Genomic DNA, 21,539 nt, shown 5'->3' with positions numbered 1-21,539 from the left:
CATGGGAGCAATCATCAGTCCCCTGGCCATCCTAGCGGATTGCTCCACATGATGGCTTAAAGATTATTTGTTAGGCGTTGCCTGGCTGGCGGGTCAGTCGATAACCAGGCCTTTGCCGGTTCCACGTTGGAGAAGAACGGGCGCGATCTCCCCGAATCCACGGACGTTTTCAACGGGCAGCTGGGTCAGCACAAATCTGTCGTCATTTTTCAAAGCTGACGCTGTGACGGAGTCAATGAGCACGGTGCCCGGTTCAGCCAGTGAGGTCAGCCGCGCGGCGAGGTTCACAGTTGGCCCATAAATATCGCCCAGACGCGAGAGCACCCGCCCCCACACCATGGCTACCCGAGCCTCGGGTAGGAAATCATCCGCAGCCATGGCCTCTGCCAATGAGAGGGAAATCTGTGCGCCGGCCACGGGGGTTTCACAGTTGAACAGCACTTCATCGCCAATGGTCTTCACCAGGCGTCCACCACCAACGCTGATGATCTCCGCACACACGTTCTCAAAGCGCTGCACCAGACGGGCAAGTGTTTTTTCATTCATGCGACGGGACAGCGACGTGTAGCTAACAAGATCTGCGAAACCAACGGCCCGCGCCAGGGGAAGCGGCGCATCGTCTTCATCGCCGGCACGTCCCAACTCACTAGAAGCAAGTCCTTCTTCGGCGCGCACGGCCAGCCGCTGGATTCCGGCATTGAGCTGGCGGCGGTAGGAATACACCAGAAGTTCTTCCAACGGTGCAATCAGGTTCGGCAGCTCAGATACCACTGCACGGCGTGCCTCAGCGTCACTGACTCCGTGTTCCACAACAAGGTCTTCTACCAGCGCCTCAATCTGCCAGACAGCCATCCTGTCAGTCATCTGACCGATGGAGCGGGTCACGGAGATGGCGGTTTCCTCTGTCAGGAGGCCCTCCCGAACCATTGTGACAACAGTTTGCAGCGCTTTTTGGTCGCGCTGGGTAAACGCAACATCGTCATCGCCCAGGTTGGGAAATCCCATGGCACGCCAAATTTTACGCGCAGATAAGAGTGAGACTCCCACTCCGGCGGCAACATCACGGCGCTTGAGCGTCCGCTCGCCGCCAAGAAGCTGCGCCTCAAGAGCTCGCGTTTGATTGCGAGAGGCGGGGGGTAAGAGATTACGCGAGACAAGAGGAGACAGCGGCTCGGGTGGATCAGTTGTTTCTTCCAAGCTTGCGCAGCTCCTTCTCTGTCATGTCAACTCAACCAGCCTAGTCCCCTTCTCGGGGTGTTTGCTGTATGGACTCCCGAAACACTCTTGTCCAAGCCTGTTGGGTTTCCTCATTAAAGCTCTTCAAGTCAGGAACTTCCGCCACCGTCCGCATGGCGCCCCTGTACATGTATAGCTGCAGATCTCCTGATCCAACCATCCTTTGACGCCACTTTTGTACCGGGCGCACCTCTTGGACTTGTTCAAAATCATGAATTTGTTCGATGCGGCTCAGCGGCCCGCGCCGCACCAACAGTCTCTGGTTGGTCAGGATGTACCGCGTCCAGTTCCACCGGAGCACTCGCCGCACCGGGAAGATGAGCTCAAGAAGAACCACCGCCACCACGAGGATAACAATGGCAGGCTCTCGCCATGGCGCAGCAGCGGAACTTGGTGCCCACTGTGCAAAAGGAACGGATTGTAATTTAGCCAAGGCGGCAGATCCCACAAGAACCAGAAGCAGTCCTGCCGTGATGGGCCAGATCAGAATTCGGGAGTGCGGCCGGCAGCGGATAACAACCTGTTCGCGGCTGCGCAACCAACTACGCATAGTTCACCGTGCCGCCAGGCCCTGTGCGGCGCAGGTGAATCACATCCCCTGCGCTGACAGCATGGAGCGCCCCGCTAGCATCGCGCAGCACTAAACTGCCGTCTGCGTCCAAGGCTGTTGCGGTACCGTGCAGCATGGTTCCGCCGGGTAGTTCGGCACGGACTTCTTGGCCCAAAGTGCTCATGCAGCCCTGCGCGAGCTCCAACACGCTCTGGTCCTGCACACCGCCCAGCGGACGTTGCGCATCCCCGCCTACTGCCACAAAGTCCAGATACAGTGCCGCAAACTTGTTCAGGTACGCAGGAAGCAGCAGGTTTCGGTCAAGGGTCGATGCACTTTCAAGCAGTAGTGAGGTGGCCCGCTCCGTGGGCAGATCCGCAGAGTCCAGGCTGACATTGACACCGGCACCAACCACCACACCGGTACCAGGCACCACACCGGTACCAGGCTGAGCCCCCCGGCTGCCTTGGGCGCCGGGTGTTGCTGGTACCAATTGGGCCAGGATGCCGGCTACTTTGCGCCCCTTGACCACCACGTCGTTGGGCCACTTTAGCTCGGCGGGCACCCCCGTGACGGACCGCAGAACCGTGCACAACGCCACGCCGGCCAGGATGGAAAGCCAGCCATAACCAGTTGGTGCGAAGGCCACTCCGTGCCCCGGGCCCAGGTCCTCCCCCGGCCGCAAAAACACACTTGAGATCATGGCTGCACCGGGGGGAACTTCCCAGCTCCTGCCCATGCGGCCCTTTCCGGCTGGCTGGGCATCAGCGATCAAAACGCTCAAACTAGGCCAATATTCATCAACATTTGCTGCACCAGCGGCCAAATCACTGTTAGTTGAACCGCTGGAAACAACCACTTCCACACGAGCAAAGCGGCCTTGGGGGTGCACCAGAGCAGCCTTCAGAGCCGTTTTCTTCAGGGGGTGCTGGTTTTGTTCAGGTGAGAGGCCATTCATGGCTTCAATCCTATCCGGCACAGCATTGCATTCGCTCGGGGCACACCCTCTCATACTTGCCACGGTGGAGGACCCTTAGATAGTTGGATAACGACTTTGTAGGGTTCCTACACACACAACGGCAATTTCCGTTACTAGACTGATCTTAGAGTTTGCCCTTTTGTGCGGTTCCTACTGAAGGGTCGCTACGCTTTCCCACTACCGAGCCGGAGTATCAATGAGCCACGATCTTTCAACGACAGCAGGCAAAATTGCCGATTTCCGCGACCGATTGGCTCAATCGGAGATGCCCTCAGGTGAGGCGGCCATCGAGAAGCAGCACGCCAAGGGCCGCAACACCGCCCGCGAGCGCATTGATATGCTCCTTGACCCTGATTCGTTTGTGGAGTTTGACGCCCTCGCCGTGCACCGCTCGCACGCCTTCGGCATGGAGAAGAAAAAACCTCTTGGTGACGGTGTTGTTTCCGGTTACGGCACAGTGGATGGACGCTTGATCGGCATCTACAGCCAAGATTTCAGCGTTTACGGTGGTTCGCTGAGTCAGGTGAATGGCGAGAAGATCGTCAAAGTGCAGGAGTTTGCTCTGCGCAACGGGTGCCCGGTGGTTGGCATCAACGACGGCGGTGGCGCACGTATCCAAGAAGGTGTTGCCTCGCTGGCGATGTTCGCTGACATTTTCCGCAACAACGTGCATGCATCTGGGGTTGTCCCGCAAATCTCTCTCATCATGGGCCCGTGCGCCGGTGGTGCCGCGTACTCCCCCGCTTTGACTGACTACGTTGTCATGGTTGATAAAACCTCGCACATGTTCATCACCGGTCCCGACGTCATCAAGACAGTCACCGGTGAAGACGTGGATATGGAAACTCTTGGCGGTGCCCGTCAGCACAACAGCACCACGGGTACTTCCACCTATCTGGCCACTGATGAAACGGACGCCATTGAGTTTGTCCGTGAACTCCTTGACTTCCTGCCCTCCAATAATCTCTCCGAGTCCCCCGTCACTGAGCATGAGCAGGAATTAGTGCTCGACGCCGCCGATCTGGCCCTTGACACGCTGATCCCCGACTCCGCCAACCAGCCCTACAACATGCGCACAGTGATTGAGCAAATCCTGGACGACGATCACTTCCTGGAAATGCAGGCCCTGTACGCTCCCAACGTCATGATCGGTTACGGCCGGGTTGAGGGCCACACGGTGGGCATTGTGGCCAACCAGCCCATGCAGTTCGCTGGCACCTTGGATATTAACGCCTCCGAAAAAGCTGCCCGTTTTGTCCGCAACTGTGATGCCTTCAATATCCCCATCATCACACTGGTTGACGTGCCAGGCTTCCTGCCCGGCAAAGACCAGGAATTCCAAGGCATCATCCGCCGCGGCGCAAAGCTGCTCTATGCCTACGCCGAAGCCACCGTCCCGAAGCTGACAGTGATCACCCGTAAGGCCTACGGTGGCGCCTACATTGTTATGGGTTCCAAGAAGCTCGGCGCCGACCTGAACCTGGCTTGGCCCACAGCCCAAATTGGTGTCATGGGCGCCCAAGGCGCAGTAAATATCCTGTACCGCCGGGATCTTGCCGCCGTGGATGCAGAGGGTGGCGACGTTGAGGCACGCCGCGCAGAAATTGTTCGCCACTATGAGGATGAGCTCCTGAACCCTTACCAGGCTGCCGAACTTGGCTATATCGACGCCGTCATTGCCCCCTCTGACACGCGCATCCAGCTCATTAAAGGGCTGCGAGCCCTACGGGACAAGCGAGCCTCGCTGCCTGCTAAGAAGCATGGGAACATCCCGCTGTGACGGACCAGCCCCTAGAAGCGCCGTTGCTTACGGTGACCCGCGGCAATCCCACCGCCGAAGAACTGGCGGCGGTGACCGCCGTCGTACTTGCTCTGCAAAGCGATGGCAGCAGCGAAAATGTCCAAACTCCCACACGGCACTGGGCTAGGCGGGCACAGTTGAAGCTGCCGCCCACCCCTGGTGCTGGATCGTGGCGGCGTTCGGGGCACTAGCGCATCGTTGAGCGCACCCGCATGGCACTACTTCCATACAAATTGGGCCTAGATTGACTGGCGGTAGCCGAAGAACTCGTGGTCGTTGTTGTAGCCGCCCTGCCCGCCGCCCACCTCGGAAAAGTGCTCAACGAACTCTATGCCCTTGATCCACTTCACGAGCTTGAACCCGAGCTGAACTTCGTTGCGCAGACGCAGTGGGGCGCCGTGGCCAAAGGAGAGGTCCTCATCGTTCATCTCGTAGGCCAGCATGGTGAGCGGGTAGTGCATCTGCTCGATGGGCTGGGCGTCGTAGTAAATCCCGCCGTCAGGGCCCAGCGCGAACGAATAGAAAATAACCCACTTCGCTTCGGGCTTGGGCTTGGCCAGCTCCAGGATTGTGTTCATCGAGACGCCGCCCCACTTGGCCACCCCTGACCAGCCTTGGATGCAGAAGTGCTGGGTGATTTGTTCGTGATGGGCCAGCGCGCGCAACTGCTCTAAGTCCAGTTCCACCGGGTTCTCCACCAGGCCGTTGATGCGCAGTTTGTAATCGGCAAATTCAGCCAACTGCAGCTTCTTGTACTCTTCCGTCTCTGGATATTTGCCGTTGTGCCAAAAGTACGGAGAAATGTCCTTCTCGGTGTACTGGCCAGGCTTAGCATCGATGTGCTCGAACAGTTTTTGCGCCGGTCCCACCAGCGCATAGCCTACTTTCTGGACCTTTCGCGGGAAACGGTAGGTGAGCGGGGAAGCAGCAACCCACGCAACAATCATGACGATCAGCGACGCAGCAAAGATCCAGAAACCAACCCATGAGCCATCGTCACGCGCGCCGTACATATGGTTCAGGTTTCGCAGGGCACCGGTGGTCAGGACCAACGTCACGTGCACAAGGATGAACATCAGGAACCAGCACAGCACCAAAAAGTGCAGGGTCCGGGCGATCTGGATACTGAAGATGGAACTGATCCAGCGGAACCTGGTGGACAGTGCCGGGGACATCCCCAACCCCGTGATCAACGCCGCCGGTGCAGCGATGAAAACGGTGATGAAGTAGGCCATGAGTTGCAGGCTGTTGTAGTTGACCCAGCCATTTTCGATGGGCCAGTTTAGCGACAGATACTGGATGGCGACCGAGATGGAATTTGGGATCACGTCCCAACTCCTAGGGACCAAACGCATCCACTGCCCGGTGATGAAGAGTAGAACCATGAAGATGATCCCATTGAGCAGCCACAACGTGTCCACGCCCAAGTGCCACCAGCGGGCGAGCCCAATAGAGTGCCGCCTACCGGGAAGACCCACCCCATCGGGCAAGGTGATGGAGTCCTGCTTGGCCGTGTAGAGCGGATCGGTTGGGATTGGTTTCTGGATACGAAACCAATCCTTACCTGGGGTGGAGTGACGGGTCATGTACAACCGTGGATGGTCGGCGAGGATCGTCACACCGGAGCGCATGATAAAGATCAGCAAAAACGCGTTAAGAAAATGTTGCCACCCGAGCCAGGCAGGAAAACCGACAGGGGCATTCCCCGGGAGTTCGGACTCGCCGGGGTAGCGGGTGATGAAGTCCTGCACCGCAGGGAGTTCGCGCAACCCCTTCGCCACAGCGATGCCAACAATGAGCAGGAGCACACCGATAGGGATCAACCAGAGCAGATTGAACCATTTGTTCTTCCCAATCCGAATGCGTGGGGCGACACCGAATTGCGGTGGGACACCGCCGGCCCACGCTGCGTCCACGACATCGTGCTCTTTTTTGACAAGCTCGGTGCGGAAGCTCTGCTGCACTGTTGGTGTGTTGTCTGCTGCGGGAGAGTTCGGTTCGTCCTGAGAGGAGTCCATGTCCTGAACCTAGCACCAGAGGAGCGCATAGGAGCCGACTTAAACGCCCCATTAATTTACAAACTTCCGTCCCAGGAGCCAGTCATCTCGACACCTGGCGCGGCTGCTTCGTTGATGACGTTGGGCGATGAGAGCGTCGTGGGCAAATTGGTTGAGTAGCGGAGCCAACTGCGGCAGGTAGGCTCGGTGGCATGAGCTTACCTGCGCAGGCCGTTCGGGCCGCTACCGCCATTGACCATGCCGCCAACAGTTACACCGAGACGTTGCTGGCCTTAGATCCGGGATTTGCCACAGAACTGGGCCGGCCAGGGCATGAGAGCGAATACTCAGATCACTCCCCCGCCGGTTTGGACGCGTTTGCTCAGGCCGCCCGCAACACTCTTGCAGCCCTGGCCCTCCTGACGCCCACCGATGAGGTGGACAGGGTCACCCTGCACGCCATGAACGAGCGCCTGGGTCTTGACCTTGAACTGCACGCCAGTGGTTGGCTTTTGGCGGACTTGAACAATATTGCTTCCCCCGCCCAAAGTATCCGAGCTATTTTCGATCTCATGCCCACCGCCACGGTCACGGATTGGGGACACATTGCTGACCGGCTCGCCAATGTCTGCGCCGCCGTCGAAGGCTATATCGCTTCTCTGCGGGCAGGTGCAGCACTTAATCTGGTGGCTGCCCGCCGTCAGGTTCTCACAGTCATTGAGCAGTGCGAACGGCATGCCAGCGCAGATGGTTTCTTCGTTTCGCTGGCTCGGGATGCTTCGCCCTCTCCGGACGACGCCGATTCCAGCCTCCCAGCCGAACTCACCACCGCGCTGCTCGCCAACGCTGAGCTGGCCCGTGCAAGTTACAGCACCCTGGTAGATTTCTTACGCACCGAACTTTTGCCTTTGGCGCCCACAGCCGATGCAGTGGGCAGGGACAGGTACAGCCTTGCCTCACGGTTGTTCCTGGGGGCTGAAGTAGATCTAGAGGAGAGCTACGCATGGGGTGTGGCCGAACTGGACCGCATCATTGCTGAGCAGAAATCAGTGGCCGAACAGATCAAGCCGGGCGCTTCAATCGAGGAAGCCAAGGCTGTTCTGAACGCTGATCCGCAACGCATCCTGCACGGTACCGGCGCGTTGACGGCCTGGATGCAGAAGCTCTCCGACACCGCCTTGGCAGATTTGGCCGGGGCCCAGTTCGAGATTCCCGAGATCATGCGCACCCTGGAGTGCCGTATTGCGCCAACTCAGGATGGCGGTATTTACTACACGGGACCTTCCGAGGACTTCTCGCGACCCGGTCGCATGTGGTGGTCGGTGCCTGAGGGTGAGGATACGTTCACCACATGGGCCGAAACCACCACCGTTTACCACGAAGGTGTTCCGGGCCACCACCTCCAAGTTGCCACTGCCACGCGCCAATCGGCTCTCCTAAATGACTGGCGGCGCAATGTTTGCTGGGTGTCCGGACACGGCGAGGGCTGGGCGCTCTATGCTGAGAGGCTCATGGACGATTTAGGCTACCTGCGTGATCCGGGCGATAAAATGGGCATGCTGGATGGACAGCGCATGCGTGCTGCCCGCGTCGTCTTTGATATTGGCGTGCACTTGGGCTTTGAAATTCCTGCCCAGTGGGGCTCCGGGACGTGGACTGCCGAAAAGGGCCTAGAGTTTCTGCGCCAAAACTTGGACATCTCAGCAGGCCAGCTCAACTTTGAGTTCAACAGGTATCTGGGCTGGCCGGGGCAGGCTCCCTCATACAAACTCGGTCAGCGCCTGTGGGAAGACATCCGCGACGCTCGAGCAACACGGGACGGCTCCGAATTTTCGCTGCGGGACTTCCACACCCAGGCCTTAAACCTTGGCTCCGTGGGTCTGGACACCTTGAAAATGGCGCTTTTGGACTCATCCGCCGGAAACTAGGCCCACTATGGCCCGCTATGGCCCGCGAGTTGCCACTTGTGGTGTCCATATCGCGAATTTGGACACCACAAGTGGCAACTCGCGGCCAAGGATGTGGGTGATCACTGAAAGTCTCTGCGCGTCATCAGCCGTCCCTGCAGCGAGCGCCCGGACAGGTTCGTCGGATCCGGCCAGCCGCCACGTTTAAGCATCCGAGCAATTTTGGTGACAACCACTAATTCTCCTGCACGGATATCGTCATTGTTGATCAGCACTTGGTGCCAGCCCAGAGATGCGGTCACGAAGTCTCTGTCATGGTCCCTGACTTGCTGCTCCCGGGTGAAATGATGCCCGCCATCATACTCAATGCACGTCACGTACTCCTCACACGCCAAATCCGGACCAACTTTGCCTTGGCCGGCCGCGTCCCTGATCTCTACGTTGTGTTCAAAAGTCGGAAGTGGGGACCGGGCAATCATCAAGCGCAGCATGGTTTCACGAGGTGAGTCCGAGCCCACACGTGTTAGCTCCATCGCTGCCCGCAGCCTGCGCATTCCCCTAGCTCCTGCATGCTGGAGAACATAAAGTTCCAGCGCCTCCAGCTGAACTTTTGGCCACACCAAACGCCCAAATGTCCTGCGATGTTCACAAATTATTTGATCGCTCACGGCCACCAATTCATCAACACTGAGCAGCTGCGCAATATCTACGAGCGTGCGTTCCACGGAGGTGGCAGGAACTCCGCCAATGTGGATAACATCATGGGGCCCCAGGGCCAGGAGATGGCCGGTTACTCCTTTTCTTCTGGGCTGGCGCGCACCCACGGGCGTGGCCACATCGATGCACGGCAACTGTGTAAGCCGCTGAGGCAAGTAGAACTCATGCAATGTTGCCGCGCTCACGTGGCTGACAATGCCCCTTGCCGTCACGGCCGTGTGCGCTCGGCAGCTTTCCAAGAGGCTAAGCGGCGCGTCCTGGGGCACTCGAATTCCCCGTGAGGGCGTCCAGAGGTCCTTTCGCCGAGACCTGCTTCGGGAGATTCCGGCGGTTTTCGCCTCGTCCATGGTGAAGGGACGGATTGAGAGGTGCAAGGGAAGTGGTTTGAACTTATCCATGCACCCATTAACAGCAACTACTATCCGCCGTGGAGGGCCATAGAGAAAAAATACTCGAATGTGTGGATAACGGGCGACTCCTGCGCCAAGAACGCTCTGAGGAACTTCGCGAGTTGCCACATATGGCGTCCACAGGGCGCTTCTGGACACCATATGTGGCAACTCGCGGCGTTGGGCACCTCTGAGATCCGTAACAAGGGGCAACACAAATTATCCGCCTCTAGAGCACCCGGCCTACCGTTGCCTTATGACATCTACAGCCACCACCCCCAAGGCCACTACCCCCAAGGCCTCGAGGCTACCCAAATGGGCAAGTTCATTCGGCGTTCAAATTATTGCCGGTCTGATCCTCGGCCTGGTCTTGGGCCTGATTGCGCGCCAGCTCGGTGGCGATCCAGAGACCACCCCCAACGGCCTGGTCACCACACTGAGCGTTATTGGATCCAGCTACGTCTCTATTTTGAAGGCGGCCGTGGTGCCGTTGATCTTCACGGCTGTGGTCTCCTCGATCGCAAATCTGCGCCAAGTCACTAATGCGGCCCGTTTGGCGTGGAATACGCTGCTGTGGTTCGCCATCACCGCGCTGATAGCCGTCACCATCGGAATCGGTTTGGGCACTTTGTTCCAGCCGGGCGCCGGCACCGGCACGGCGACCCCCGCGGATTACACCGGTAAGTCAGGCGATTGGTGGGCCTTCCTCCTTGGACTGTTCCCCTCCAACTTCCTGGGTTTGAGCGCCTCAACCAAGGCTGCCGAGTCCGGAGCCCTGACCACCAGCGTGAACTTCAATGTTCTGCAGATCCTTGTCATCGCCATCGTCATCGGCATCGCCGCACTGAAAGTTGGCAAGGCAGCTGACCCGTTCCTGAAGCTGAATGGTTCGGCTCTAGCCGTCATCCAAAAGGTGCTCTGGTGGATAATCCGTTTAGCACCGATTGGTACGGTCGGTTTGATCGGCAACGCTGTTGCAAGTTACGGCTGGACAACCATCGGCTCCCTCGGGAAGTTCACCATTGCCATCTATGTGGGTCTGGCACTTGTCCTCTTCGTCGTGTACCCGGTACTGATCAAATCCCACGGCCTCTCGATCAAGGCGTACTTCTCCGGTGTCTGGCCGGCAGTTCAGCTGGGCTTCGTATCCCGCTCCTCTATTGGCACGCTGCCGCTAACCCAGCGTGTGACCGAACGCAACCTTGGCGTGCCGCGCGCTTACGCATCCTTCGCTGTACCTTTGGGCGCAACAACAAAAATGGACGGTTGCGCCGCCATTTATCCGGCCATTGCAGCGATCTTTGTGGCACAGTTCTTCGGTATTCAGCTTGATCTGGGCCAGTACCTGCTGATCGTGCTCGTCTCGGTCCTTGGCTCCGCTGCCACCGCGGGCACCACTGGCGCCGTCGTTATGCTCACCCTGACGCTCTCAACGCTGGGACTGCCGCTGGCCGGCGTCGGACTTCTGCTTGCCGTTGACCCCATTTTGGATATGGGCCGCACAGCCGTGAACGTTGCAGGCCAAGCCTTGGTACCCACAATCGTTGCCAAGCGCCAGGGCATCCTCGATGAGGGACTCTACAATGCTCCCCGCAACGGCGATCCCTTCGCGGATGATCCAGACACTGAAACGGACAGCATCGATGATCTAGTGGCAGCGTTGGATTCAGGCTTGGACGGGATCGATTCGAAGCGCGAACCGGCCAATGCATAGGTAATCTCGCAGGCGTGTAGGGAACCCGGATCCCAAATGTTCGCACGTAGGATTTGAACCAGGCAGTAAATATTGCAGCCTACGCCGGTATCCATCACCGCTGGCGCCCCATCAGCTAAAGGACAGCAATGATCATCGTTACCACCAACGACCTCCCGGGCTACAAAATTGATGCTGTGTTCGGCGAGGTCATGGGCCTGACGGTTCGGTCCCGGCATATTGGCGCCCAATTCACCGCCAGCTTTCGGGCTCTCGGCGGCGGGGAACTACCTGAGATGACAAAGGCCCTATATGAGAGTCGGCAGGAGGTTGTGGCGCGGATGGTCACGGAAGCCCAATCAAAGGGTGCCAATGCGATTGTTGCCGCCCGCTTCGACACTTCCGAAATGGGCGGGAACTGGACTGAGGTCTGCGCGTATGGCACAGCGGTCTTCGCGATCCCGCTCGCTGAAGGTCAGCCGGGCGCAACAGGCCAGTCGATTTATCTATCGCAAAACCCGCAGGGCTAAGACACAGCGCACCTAGCTCAAGCGGCGAAGCGGAGCGCCCGGAACACATGGTTCCGGGCGCTCCTTCAGTTTGCACAAAGTGCAAACTTGCACTTAGTGTAGTCATGTGAGCACCCCCGCATCTCCCCCTCCCAACCAGCCTTCGCGCCGTGAGCTGAACAAAACTGCCACGCGTGAAGCCATCGCCACCGCTGCCCTAGGTTTTCTGCGCAACCAGAGCGTTAACTCGTTCACGGTCGACGACGTTGCTGCCGCCGCCGGGGTATCCCGACGCACCTTCTTCAACTACTTCTCCTCCGTGGAAGCCGCTGTTGCCAGCTTTACGCAAAACTACCTGGATCAGGTCATTGTGGAGCTTGAAGCCCGGCCGGTTGATGAGTCACTGCTTGAATCGGCCCAAATAGCGCTCTCCGCCGTGGGTAGCCCCCACGATCTAGCCATTTTGGCCGAAACGTTCACTCTCACCCAAGACCCCCAATTGGACAGGTTTCAATTGCAAGCTTGGGAGGAATGCACCTTCAAAGTCACCGAAGTAGCTCGGGGCCGTCTCCCGGCAGGCACAGATGAGTTGTATTTGTGCGCCCTGGTTGGTGCCGTCATGGGTAGTTGCCGTGCAGCATTCTCGGTCTGGTCCCAAACTTACGGAACCAGTACTAGCCCGGAGTCATTGGCTCAGCTGCGCACGAACTTGGAACGCACAATCTCTCACATACGTAACGGTTTCAATAACTAGTTTTTTATCGACTGGGTCCGCCCAGCCATCTTATAGAGAATGGATTCACCATGGCCCTTTGGCTTTATAAATTGGGACGGTTCGCCGCTCGACGTGCCTGGCTGGTGATCACCGCCTGGGCCGTGATCATGGGCTTGGTGGGAGGTGCCGCAGTACTTTTCATGGGCCCCATGTCAAACAACTTCCAAATCCCCGGTACTGAGACCCAGCAGATGGCGGACAAGCTCAAGGCTGATCTGCCCGAAGCTTCCGGTGGCACGGGCTCTGTGGTATTCACCAGCACCAATGGTGAACCGTTCACTACCGCCCAAGAAAGCGCCATCACCGACGCACTTGAATCAGTGAAAACTGTTCCCACCGTCAAAGATGTCATAGACCCGTTCCTGACAACAGCTGCCCAGAAAGCCGGCGCAGCCAAGCTCGCAGAAGGCGCCAAGGCGTTGGCGGACGGAGAAGCACAGGCCGCTGAACAAGCCCCCAAATTGGAAGCTGGAGCCGCTGAAATAGCCGCTGCCAAGGCCAAACTGGATGCCGCTCAAGCACAGCTCGATGCTCAAAAGGAGCAGATAGCGGCACTGCCGCCAGGGTCACCCCAGGCGCAGGCAGCAGGGGCACAAGTTGCTGGCGCGCAAGCACAGCTGGATGCTGGCATGGCCCAGTGGCAAGCCGGCAAGGACCAGTTCGACGCCGGTAAAGCCAAGTTTGACGAAGGCCAGGCAACTCTGGCTGCCAAGAAGGCCGAACTGACCGCGGGCCAGCGCACCGTCGATGCCACAGCCGGGCTCCGCTTTGTCTCTGAGAACAATAAGGCCGCCATTGGCCAGATCCAGTTCAGCCAGTCGATGAATGCCGTGACCCCGGATAACCGCCAGCTGGTCCAGGACAGGTTGAACACCTTGGAATCCAGTGGCGTCAGTGTCTCTTACAGCAAGGAAATCGTTGAAGACGTTTCCGAACTGTTCGGAATTTCTGAGGTAGTTGGCATTGCCGTTGCCGCCGCCGTCCTGCTGATCATGTTGGGTACTTTTGTTGCTGCCGGTTTGCCGCTGTTGATGGCCGTTGTGGGCGTCGGCATTGGTGTGGGTGGCACGATGGCCCTGACAACCGTTATTGAGATGTCCTCCATTTCGCCAATGCTGGCCTTGATGCTGGGCCTGGCTGTGGGAATTGATTACTCCTTGTTCATCGTCAACCGGCACCGCCAGCAGCTTCTGGCGGGTGTGGGGGTCCGTGACTCTATCGCCAAGGCCACCGGCACCTCCGGCAATGCCGTGACCTTTGCCGGGCTGACAGTTGTTATTGCCCTGGCCGCACTCTCCGTCACGGGCCTGCCGTTCCTTGCCATCTTGGGCTTGGCCGCGGCTGCCACGGTTGCTGTCTCAGTCCTGATCGCCTTGACTTTGACACCTGCATTGCTGTCATTGATTGGCACTAAGCTCATCTCCAAAAAGGCCTGGGCCAAGAACTCCCTGTCTACCGCGAAGCACAACGCAAACCTTGTGGGTATGAATAACGCCCAGAAGGCTGACGCTGATGAGGCGGCCGATGTTGCCCGCAGCGCCCGCGGTTGGGGCGGTCTTGTGACAAAGCATCCAGTCATCTCGCTGGTGGGTGCTGTCATTGCTCTGGTTGTCATTGCCATTCCTGCCACCGGACTGCGGCTGGCCCTGCCCGACGGCGGCTCTGAACCTGTCGATTCCAGCGCTTTCCAGGCGTACTCGATCACTGGAAAGAACTTTGGCGAAGGCATGAACGGGCCCATCATTGTGGTTGGCTCCTTGCCTGCCGGCTTGGATGAAGCGAGCGCCACAACACTGAATTTGGATGTGGCTGACAAGCTGCGCCAGGTCAAAAATGTTGAGGCAGCCGTGCCTGTCACTGTCAGTAAGGACCTGCGCACCGCCGTCTATCAAGTGGTCCCCGCAGAAGGTCCCGCCAGCGAAAGTACCGTCCAGGTGATCCATGATCTGCGGGCTGAGGGAGCAACCATCAGCTCAGATTTGGACGTCAGCATTGGGCTGACGGGCCAAACGGCCGCCAACGTCGATGTCTCAGAAAAGCTGGGAGCGGCGCTTCCGCCTTACCTGGCGATCGTCGTCGGACTTTCCCTGGTGCTGCTGATCCTGGTCTTCCGCTCCATCTTGGTCCCGCTGCTGGCAACCGCCGGTTTCCTGCTCTCCCTCGTGGCTGCCTTTGGCGGTGTGGTGGCCGTCTATCAGTGGGGCTGGCTGGGCTTGATCTTCGATGTGGCGAATCCGGCAGCCGTACTGAGCTTCTTGCCGATTATTTTGATTGGCGTGCTCTTCGGGTTGGCGATGGATTACCAGGTGTTTATTGCCTCCGGAATGCGTGAAGCGTACGCCCATGGTCAGGATGCCAAGCAGGCTGTGCGGACCGGCTTTAAGCATGCCGCCCCGGTGGTTACCGCCGCGGCGATCATCATGATTAGCGTGTTCTCGGGGTTCATTTTCTCCCACCTGACCATGGTCCGCCCGTTGGGCTTTGCGCTGGCGTTTGGCGTGCTGATTGATGCGTTCGTGGTGCGCATGACCATTGTTCCGGCCACCATGCACCTGCTCGGCAAGTCGGCCTGGTGGCTGCCGAAGTGGCTAGATAAGATCCTCCCCGACGTTGATGTGGAAGGCGCCAAGTTGGCTTCCATCACTGCCACGGACGACGCCGAAACTCCCGTTTCCGGAAGCGCGCCGGCTAAGTAGCACCACCGTAGGAGACGCCCATGGCGTCACCCAGAAGGCGGGCAGGGCTTCGGCCCGGCCCGCCTTCTGCTTGCCCGGGCTGTGACCAAGTGAACTACACTTGTGACTCACGGCACGTCTCTCGCCTTGAGCGCCAGCCGCCAATTGCCCCTTGCTTGGTTTTGGAGAGTTGATGTCCCCGCTGCACCCCTCTGGTGAAGGCTCGCCACAGATGCGGGACTTGGTGCGCGAATCCTGGAAACGCTCCCTTGCCGCCCTGACTTCATCTGCCGGGCGGCCGCCTCCTGTCATGTGGGAAAGCCGGGAACTAAACGATTTCCGCCGTGACCACCCGCTGGCGGCCATCATGCCCGTCATCACCAAATTGCTGATTGAGCCCAGCCACAACACAGGACTTTTGGTTGCCGTGGGCGATGAGCATGGGCGCCTGCTCTGGGTAGAAGGCGACTCCCCTGCCCGGCGCAACGGTGAAAACATCAACTTCGCCACGGGCGCCGATTGGTCAGAGACAGTGGTGGGCACCAGCGCCCCGGGCACCGCGCTGGTGCTTGGCCAGAGTGTGCAGATCGTGGGGCAGGAACACTTCAACCCCGATGTTCACTCGTGGAGTTGCACGGCCGTTCCTGTCCACGATCCCGATTCCGGCTCACTCTTGGGCGTTGTTGACATTACAGGAGGTCCGGACGCCGTCGGGGCAAATACGCTCTCGCTGGTGCAAGCCACGGTGGCTGCCGCGGAGGCTCAGCTGCGCATCCATCGTCTGGAACGGCGGGCCAGCAATGCCGGGGAACGGGGTTCTTCGCGTTCAGCCGGCCGTCGTGGCCAGACTGCCGCCACCACTAAACCGCTTTACCGTGACTCTCTGCAGCTTCTGGGCCGCGATCAGGGCCTGCTCCATGTTGCCGGCAAGGCCGTCACGCTCAGTGAGCGGCACACCGAGATTTTGGCCGTTTTGGCCTTGTACCCGCACGGTCTCAGCGCCGAGGAGCTCACCGAGAAAATTTACCCCGATGGCACTTCTTTGACCAGTATCCGTGCTGAGTTGGTGCGCCTGCGCAAGTTACTGCTCACTGTTGCACCGACGCTGGTGCCGGCGTCCCGGCCATATAGGCTGCCGCGCCCGCTCGTGGTGGACGCTGAGCAGGTCAGCAATTATCTTGACCGCGGAGCGCATCGCCTGGCGTTGAACATATACCGCGGCGCCGTCATGCCCCGCTCCATAGCCCCGGAGATCGAGGCCATCCGGAACCGGGTTGCGGTTCAACTGCGCGAGGCCATCCTCAACGACGCCAGTCCGGAGGTGCTCCTGACCTACTTGCAGCTTCCCGAGGTAGCGAACGACGTCGACGCCTGGCGCACAGCGTTGCGTCTCCTCCCGCCGCGCTCACCTAAGCGCTCCGCCATAGTGGCCCACGTGCAGGCGCTGGAAAGAGAACCGCTGGAACACTAGGCACAGGCACGGATACAGATACAAGGGGCAAAAGGGGCGCCGGAACGTTAGGCCCTGGCTCTGTTACTGAGTGGCCCACGCATGTCAGCCCGCGCGTGCCTCTTCGCCGTGTTCTTGAAGCTGGTGCCGGTCCCGGGCTGCAGTCCAGCCAAGAAGTCCCAGCAAGAGACCGCCAATGAACACCGCAGCGATGGCGAAAAGTGAACCATTGAGAAACAGCGAGAGGTATATATCCTCCTGATCACTCACCGGCCCGCTCAAGTCCCACTCCTGCGCGGAGAGCCCTATGAGTCGGTTGACTTTGGCGGCTGCCCACATCAGGACCAGCAGTGCTATACCCACGGCGCCAAAGTAAAAGTTCCAACTGCGCACTCTGGCCATTGCCCGTAAAAGCAGGCAGCCGAGCAACAAAATTCCCAGTGTCACCAGCACTATCAGTGCCGCTATCCCGTACACCCAGATCTCGTTCCCCATTTACTCAGCCTAGCAATCCCCCGCCGACCAACGCCCAGCCGAGCAATGCCCAGCCGAGCAACGAGGCCACGTTTATCTGCCTCATACAGTGTGAGGCAGATCATGCAACGTGCTTGCAACCTCCCCACGCGTACGCTTCCAACCAAGGACGCTGAGGTCCCCCACGCAAAGGAGTTAGACCATGACTGTTTATGCACAGCCCGGTAGTGAAGGCTCAAAGGTCACGTTTAAGGACCGCTACGAGAACTGGATTGGTGGCGAGTGGGTTGCCCCGGTTAAGGGCGAATATTTTGAGAACATCACACCCGTCACCGGCAAGGTTTTCTGTGAAATTGCCCGCGGCACGGCCGAGGACATTGAATTAGCACTAGATGCAGCACATAAAGTGGCTCCCAGCTGGGGCAAAACTTCTGCCGCTGAACGCGCCGGAATTTTGAATAAAGTCGCCGACAGGATCGATGAAAACGTTGAGTTGCTGGCCGTTGCCGAAACCTGGGATAACGGTAAGGCAATCCGGGAAACCCTCAACGCTGATATCCCCCTAGCGGCCGATCATTTCCGTTACTTTGCCTCAGTGGTTCGCGCCCAAGAGGGCAGCCTCACTCAGATCGATGAGAACACCACTGCCTACCATTATCACGAGCCCCTCGGTGTGGTGGGGCAGATCATCCCCTGGAATTTCCCTATTCTCATGGCGGTGTGGAAGTTGGCGCCGGCCCTCGCGGCGGGCAACGTTGTTGTCCTTAAACCTGCTGAACAAACCCCCGCCTCCATTCTGGTCCTGATGGAACTGCTGGCAGACATTCTCCCGGCCGGTGTCATTAACGTGGTCAACGGCTTCGGTGTTGAGGCGGGCAAACCACTGGCCTCCTCCAAGCGCATCCGCAAGATCGCGTTCACCGGAGAGACCACTACCGGGCGGCTCATCAGCCAGTACGCGAGCCAAAACCTCATCCCGGTTACGTTGGAGCTGGGCGGCAAGAGCCCCAACGTCTTCTTTGAGGATGTTATGGATAAGAAGGATGCGTTCTATGACAAGGCACTGGAGGGCTTCACGCTCTATGCCTTCAATCAGGGCGAGGTTTGCACCTGCCCCTCACGCGCGCTGGTGCAGGAGTCCATCTATGAAAAGTTCATGGTAGACGCCATTGCCCGCACCGAGGCCATCATTCAGGGCAACCCGCTGGATACCAACACGCAGATTGGCGCCCAGGCTTCCAATGATCAGCTGGAGAAAATCCTCTCCTATATGGACATTGGCCAGCAGGAAGGCGCCAAGATCCTCACCGGTGGCGAGCGCAATATCCTCGAAGGTGACTTGGCTGGCGGCTATTACGTCAAGCCCACCATTTTTGAGGGCACAAATAATATGCGCATCTTCCAGGAGGAAATCTTTGGCCCTGTGCTGGCGGTGACAAAGTTTGATGACTACGCCGACGCCATGCACATTGCCAATGACACGCTCTACGGCTTGGGCGCAGGAGTCTGGTCCCGCAACGGCAATGTGGCCTACCGTGCAGGCCGTGAGATCCAGGCCGGGCGAGTGTGGGTGAACAATTACCACGCCTACCCCGCTGGAGCCGCTTTTGGTGGGTACAAGTCTTCAGGTATTGGCAGGGAAAACCACGCCATGATGCTCGATCATTACCAGCAGACCAAGAACCTGCTGGTCAGCCACGGCGAGGACAAGCAGGGCTTCTTCTAAACCGGACGCCGGGCACCCCAAATACTCAGAGCGGTGCCCGGCCCCGTCGCTCGCTCACTCCACGTCGTGTTTTAGCCGTCGCTCGCTCACTCCACGTCGTGTTTTGGCCGTCGCTCGCTCACTCCACGTCGTGTTTTTGTCGTCGCGCGCTCACTCCACGTGCAACCGAGAAGAAAAGAAACCCTGCAATGACAACTACAGCCGATGTTCTGGATGCCGCCATCACCATCCCGGGTGAGAGCAAATCACGCGTGGCTTTATCTGGCATGGCAGTCGAGCTGTTGCAAAAGTTGTGGGGTTTGCACGGTCCGTTAATGTTCCATCAATCCGGTGGTTGCTGCGACGGCTCCTCCCCCATGTGCTACCCGGCCGGAGAGTTCATCACAGCCGAAGCGGACATCCTGTTGGGACTCTTTGAGCTTCCTGACTGCGGACCACTGGAATTTTGGATGTCCAAGGAACAATTCAACTACTGGTCGCACACGCATCTTACCGTTGATGTTGTTCCCGGACGCGGCAGCGGCTTCTCCGTTGAAGCCCCTGAAGGCAAACGATTCCTGATCCGATCCAAGCTCGTGGACGGGTTTGTTCCCGCCCAGACCTAGCCCCCGTCCCCTAAGCCTCGCGCCCTAGGCACACCCCAAACCCCCCGGTTGAGATTGGAGATCATGACACGCATAAAGCCTATTTGCGCTTACGTTTAGACTGCTGCCGTTTTTGCACAATGACAGCCACTACGGCCACCACGATGGCGCCGGCCATGGCGATTTCCATTCGTTCCCCTCCCTCCGTCGTGTTCACAAACCAGCCTCAAGCATAGGCGAGGCCCCCTGAGGCAGAAAAGTCGCAGGCGAAAAAGCCTGGGGCGGAAAAGTTGGAGACGGGAAGCCGGATCAGGAAAGTTGGGCCGGCTAAGTCTAGGCTTGAGGCATGACCCAATCACTCGTGCTTGCCTCCGCCTCTCCTGCCCGCACCAAACTCCTGAGCGAAGCAGGCATTGCCCACACAGTCATGGTTTCCGACGTGGATGAGGACGCCGCCACCGCCGCTGCAGGTCCCCTGACACCACCCGAAACCGCCCTCCTGCTGGCCCGCGCGAAGGCCGAATCGGTTGCTTTGAACGCCCCGAACTCACTTGTTGTGGGCTGCGATTCAGTGTTTGAACTTGCGGGAGAGCCCTATGGCAAACCATGGGAACCGGAGGTGGCACGCGAACGCTGGCAAATGATGCGCGGCAAGTCAGGAGTATTGCACACGGGCCACTGGCTCATTTCCTTGGACGACGCCGGATCTTCCGTTGGGCACGGTGAGGTCACCAGCGCTGTGGTCACCTTTGAAGACGTGTCCGACGCCGAGATCGACGCCTACGTGGCTACCGGGGAACCTCTCGCGGTGGCTGGCGGATTCACTATTGACGGTCTCGCGGGAGCGTTCATCTGTGGTGTTGAGGGCGACCCCCACACGGTTGTGGGACTTTCGATCTCCACACTTCGCCGTCTGTTAGCCAAAACCGGCGTGTCAATCACAGATTTATGGGCATGATCTTTCTAATCGCGACAGCCCCCGAGAGCACAAATGGGAAGTGGATTTAGAGAAAGTACTTGACGTAATGGAAAGTACTTCTCTAGAATCGGTTCAGCGAACCATTTAGCGAACCATTTAGCGAACCATTCCATGAAAGGTACTCCCAATGACTCAGGGCAACAATTCCCTCTCGGCAGAAGAGGCGCGGGCGCTCCTGGCCAGGGCTGACGGCATCAGCAGCACAGCCATCAGCAACACCGGATGGCCCACTGCAATGATCTTCAACAGCCTGGCGATCTTCGGCTCCCTACTCATGATTGGACTGCACATTGTTGCCCACACAGGGTACGGCGCCGCGCTCATGAGCATGTCGGTTGTTTTCTGGGCCATCTTCACCTCACTAACCTGGACCTTCATGCAGCGCACCACCAAGGCTGGTTACTCCAAACGGTTCCTGTCATCAATTGCCATTTACATGGGCTTGTACGTTGTGGCCCTGCTGATTGGAACACTGGCCTTTCCCCACGGCAGCCTCGCGTACTACATCACTGCGGCCGTGGTGCTTGCAGCAGCCGGTCTTGCCGGTGCGTTCAGGGAACTGCGGGCATGAAGGAGCAATCTGAGAACCCAGCGCAGCACCCCCGCCACGAACTCAGCGAAGTCCTTCATCAGCCCGTGCGGTTCTCCATTGCGGCAGCTCTGTCACGAACTGAAACCATGGACTTCAAGGACCTTCGCAATGCCATTCAGGTCAGCGATTCGGTGCTGAGCAAGCAACTCTCGGCACTGGAAAAAGCGGGCTATATTGATATCAAGAAGGCATTTGTTGGTAAGTTTCCGCGTACTTCGGTCAAACTAACAGCCTCGGGAACTCAGGCTTGGGAGCAGCACTTGGCCACCCTGCGCCTGATTGCCGGCGGGTAGCGGATAACGGGGTAGCAAATACCCCGGAGCCCGCACGCGATTTCGAAGCGGGGCCAAGCCCCCGGGCCGAAGGTCAGCCAAGCCCCCGGGCCAGAGTGCAGCCAAGTCAGCCAAGCCGCCTTGGCGGCGGTACCAACAGGGACGGGGTCACAAAGGAACTTTCTTGTAGGAAACCCACAAAATATTCCGTCCATACACGCATAAACAGTCTCA

The 21,539-nt window shown here is 58.7% G+C and carries 19 protein-coding genes; 13 read left to right on the top strand and 6 right to left on the bottom strand.

Going from position 1 to position 21,539, the window contains the following annotated elements; all coding sequences use genetic code 11:
- Positions 1-93: 93 nt before the first annotated feature.
- From AAFM46_RS04835 to AAFM46_RS04825, 3 genes are all read right to left on the bottom strand, one after another.
- Positions 94-1,167 carry an adenylate/guanylate cyclase domain-containing protein gene (locus AAFM46_RS04835; protein ID WP_283530854.1) on the bottom strand — a complete coding sequence of 358 codons (1,074 nt, stop codon included), beginning with the start codon at positions 1,165-1,167 and terminating at the stop codon, positions 94-96.
- 70 nt (positions 1,168-1,237) lie between these two features.
- Complete coding sequence (locus AAFM46_RS04830) at positions 1,238-1,786, bottom strand: PH domain-containing protein (RefSeq protein WP_283530247.1); 549 nt, start codon at positions 1,784-1,786, stop codon at positions 1,238-1,240.
- Entirely contained in the window at positions 1,779-2,744 is a 966-nt protein-coding gene (locus AAFM46_RS04825) for a biotin--[acetyl-CoA-carboxylase] ligase (protein ID WP_343319879.1), read from the bottom strand. Before AAFM46_RS04825 ends, AAFM46_RS04830 begins: the two co-directional genes overlap by 8 nt.
- A gap of 217 nt (positions 2,745-2,961) precedes the next feature.
- Here AAFM46_RS04825 and AAFM46_RS04820 point away from each other — a divergent pair, with 217 nt between their 5' ends.
- A complete protein-coding gene (locus AAFM46_RS04820; RefSeq protein ID WP_343319878.1) occupies positions 2,962-4,545 on the top strand; it encodes an acyl-CoA carboxylase subunit beta in 1,584 nt (527 codons plus the stop codon).
- Positions 4,542-4,757 carry an acyl-CoA carboxylase subunit epsilon gene (locus AAFM46_RS04815; protein ID WP_283530254.1) on the top strand — a complete coding sequence of 72 codons (216 nt, stop codon included), beginning with the start codon at positions 4,542-4,544 and terminating at the stop codon, positions 4,755-4,757. Before AAFM46_RS04820 ends, AAFM46_RS04815 begins: the two co-directional genes overlap by 4 nt.
- Positions 4,758-4,805: 48 nt before the next feature.
- Here the strand turns inward: AAFM46_RS04815 and AAFM46_RS04810 are convergent, their stop codons facing one another.
- Positions 4,806-6,584, bottom strand: coding sequence for a molybdopterin-dependent oxidoreductase (locus tag AAFM46_RS04810; protein WP_343319876.1), 1,779 nt, complete (start codon positions 6,582-6,584; stop codon positions 4,806-4,808).
- Between the two features lie 191 nt (positions 6,585-6,775).
- Between AAFM46_RS04810 and AAFM46_RS04805 the strand changes: the two genes are divergently transcribed.
- Positions 6,776-8,491, top strand: a complete 1,716-nt coding sequence (locus AAFM46_RS04805) for a DUF885 domain-containing protein (protein ID WP_343319875.1) — start codon at positions 6,776-6,778, stop codon at positions 8,489-8,491.
- Positions 8,492-8,592: 101 nt separating this feature from the next.
- On the opposite strand, the gene AAFM46_RS04800 is transcribed toward AAFM46_RS04805, so the two are convergent.
- Positions 8,593-9,585, bottom strand: coding sequence for a DUF559 domain-containing protein (locus tag AAFM46_RS04800; protein WP_343319873.1), 993 nt, complete (start codon positions 9,583-9,585; stop codon positions 8,593-8,595).
- A gap of 247 nt (positions 9,586-9,832) precedes the next feature.
- Here AAFM46_RS04800 and AAFM46_RS04795 point away from each other — a divergent pair, with 247 nt between their 5' ends.
- From AAFM46_RS04795 to AAFM46_RS04775, 5 genes are all read left to right on the top strand, one after another.
- Complete coding sequence (locus AAFM46_RS04795; protein WP_343319872.1) at positions 9,833-11,290, top strand: dicarboxylate/amino acid:cation symporter; 1,458 nt, start codon at positions 9,833-9,835, stop codon at positions 11,288-11,290.
- Positions 11,291-11,418: 128 nt separating this feature from the next.
- Positions 11,419-11,799 carry a YbjQ family protein gene (locus AAFM46_RS04790; RefSeq protein WP_343319871.1) on the top strand — a complete coding sequence of 127 codons (381 nt, stop codon included), beginning with the start codon at positions 11,419-11,421 and terminating at the stop codon, positions 11,797-11,799.
- A gap of 106 nt (positions 11,800-11,905) precedes the next feature.
- Positions 11,906-12,532: a TetR/AcrR family transcriptional regulator gene (locus AAFM46_RS04785; protein WP_283530268.1), complete on the top strand. Its 627-nt coding sequence runs from the start codon at positions 11,906-11,908 to the stop codon at positions 12,530-12,532.
- A gap of 50 nt (positions 12,533-12,582) precedes the next feature.
- Entirely contained in the window at positions 12,583-15,249 is a 2,667-nt protein-coding gene (locus tag AAFM46_RS04780; protein ID WP_343319870.1) for an MMPL family transporter, read from the top strand.
- Between the two features lie 172 nt (positions 15,250-15,421).
- On the top strand, positions 15,422-16,699 hold the full coding sequence (locus tag AAFM46_RS04775) for a GAF domain-containing protein (protein WP_343319869.1): 1,278 nt from the start codon (positions 15,422-15,424) through the stop codon (positions 16,697-16,699).
- 84 nt (positions 16,700-16,783) lie between these two features.
- On the opposite strand, the gene AAFM46_RS04770 is transcribed toward AAFM46_RS04775, so the two are convergent.
- Positions 16,784-17,173 (bottom strand): hypothetical protein, encoded by a 390-nt coding sequence (locus AAFM46_RS04770; RefSeq protein WP_343319867.1) that lies wholly within the window; start codon positions 17,171-17,173, stop codon positions 16,784-16,786.
- A 181-nt stretch (positions 17,174-17,354) separates the two neighbouring features.
- Between AAFM46_RS04770 and AAFM46_RS04765 the strand changes: the two genes are divergently transcribed.
- The 5 genes from AAFM46_RS04765 (at position 17,355) to AAFM46_RS04745 (ending at position 21,326) form a co-directional block, all read left to right on the top strand.
- Entirely contained in the window at positions 17,355-18,878 is a 1,524-nt protein-coding gene (locus AAFM46_RS04765) for an aldehyde dehydrogenase family protein (RefSeq protein ID WP_283530277.1), read from the top strand.
- A gap of 188 nt (positions 18,879-19,066) precedes the next feature.
- The gene (locus tag AAFM46_RS04760; protein WP_343319866.1) at positions 19,067-19,483 is read left to right on the top strand and encodes a DUF779 domain-containing protein; all 417 of its coding nucleotides are present in this window, start codon (positions 19,067-19,069) and stop codon (positions 19,481-19,483) included.
- Positions 19,484-19,808: 325 nt separating this feature from the next.
- A complete protein-coding gene (locus AAFM46_RS04755) occupies positions 19,809-20,420 on the top strand; it encodes a Maf family protein (protein ID WP_343319865.1) in 612 nt (203 codons plus the stop codon).
- A gap of 148 nt (positions 20,421-20,568) precedes the next feature.
- Positions 20,569-21,012 carry a hypothetical protein gene (locus AAFM46_RS04750; protein WP_343319864.1) on the top strand — a complete coding sequence of 148 codons (444 nt, stop codon included), beginning with the start codon at positions 20,569-20,571 and terminating at the stop codon, positions 21,010-21,012.
- Positions 21,009-21,326, top strand: a complete 318-nt coding sequence (locus tag AAFM46_RS04745) for a transcriptional regulator (protein WP_343319863.1) — start codon at positions 21,009-21,011, stop codon at positions 21,324-21,326. The genes AAFM46_RS04750 and AAFM46_RS04745 overlap by 4 nt, the downstream gene beginning before the upstream one ends.
- Positions 21,327-21,539: the final 213 nt, after the last annotated feature.

The organism is Arthrobacter sp. TMP15 (genome assembly GCF_039529835.1).
In the GTDB taxonomy this organism is placed as follows: domain Bacteria; phylum Actinomycetota; class Actinomycetes; order Actinomycetales; family Micrococcaceae; genus Specibacter.
This window is presented reverse-complemented; position numbering and strand designations above follow the sequence as displayed.

What these genes read in the sequence shown, in the direction of transcription:
- AAFM46_RS04750 (WP_343319864.1), top strand. Translation starts at nt 20,569, where the DNA reads ATGACTCAGGGCAACAATTCCCTCTCGGCAGAAGAGGCGCGGGCGCTC.
- AAFM46_RS04795 (WP_343319872.1), top strand. Translation starts at nt 9,833, where the DNA reads ATGACATCTACAGCCACCACCCCCAAGGCCACTACCCCCAAGGCCTCG.
- AAFM46_RS04780 (WP_343319870.1), top strand. Translation starts at nt 12,583, where the DNA reads ATGGCCCTTTGGCTTTATAAATTGGGACGGTTCGCCGCTCGACGTGCC.
- AAFM46_RS04770 (WP_343319867.1), bottom strand. Translation starts at nt 17,173, where the DNA reads ATGGGGAACGAGATCTGGGTGTACGGGATAGCGGCACTGATAGTGCTG.
- AAFM46_RS04810 (WP_343319876.1), bottom strand. Translation starts at nt 6,584, where the DNA reads ATGGACTCCTCTCAGGACGAACCGAACTCTCCCGCAGCAGACAACACA.
- AAFM46_RS04800 (WP_343319873.1), bottom strand. Translation starts at nt 9,585, where the DNA reads ATGGATAAGTTCAAACCACTTCCCTTGCACCTCTCAATCCGTCCCTTC.
- AAFM46_RS04830 (WP_283530247.1), bottom strand. Translation starts at nt 1,786, where the DNA reads ATGCGTAGTTGGTTGCGCAGCCGCGAACAGGTTGTTATCCGCTGCCGG.
- AAFM46_RS04790 (WP_343319871.1), top strand. Translation starts at nt 11,419, where the DNA reads ATGATCATCGTTACCACCAACGACCTCCCGGGCTACAAAATTGATGCT.
- AAFM46_RS04825 (WP_343319879.1), bottom strand. Translation starts at nt 2,744, where the DNA reads ATGAATGGCCTCTCACCTGAACAAAACCAGCACCCCCTGAAGAAAACG.
- AAFM46_RS04765 (WP_283530277.1), top strand. Translation starts at nt 17,355, where the DNA reads ATGACTGTTTATGCACAGCCCGGTAGTGAAGGCTCAAAGGTCACGTTT.
- AAFM46_RS04745 (WP_343319863.1), top strand. Translation starts at nt 21,009, where the DNA reads ATGAAGGAGCAATCTGAGAACCCAGCGCAGCACCCCCGCCACGAACTC.
- AAFM46_RS04820 (WP_343319878.1), top strand. Translation starts at nt 2,962, where the DNA reads ATGAGCCACGATCTTTCAACGACAGCAGGCAAAATTGCCGATTTCCGC.
- AAFM46_RS04760 (WP_343319866.1), top strand. Translation starts at nt 19,067, where the DNA reads ATGACAACTACAGCCGATGTTCTGGATGCCGCCATCACCATCCCGGGT.
- AAFM46_RS04775 (WP_343319869.1), top strand. Translation starts at nt 15,422, where the DNA reads ATGTCCCCGCTGCACCCCTCTGGTGAAGGCTCGCCACAGATGCGGGAC.
- AAFM46_RS04755 (WP_343319865.1), top strand. Translation starts at nt 19,809, where the DNA reads ATGACCCAATCACTCGTGCTTGCCTCCGCCTCTCCTGCCCGCACCAAA.
- AAFM46_RS04805 (WP_343319875.1), top strand. Translation starts at nt 6,776, where the DNA reads ATGAGCTTACCTGCGCAGGCCGTTCGGGCCGCTACCGCCATTGACCAT.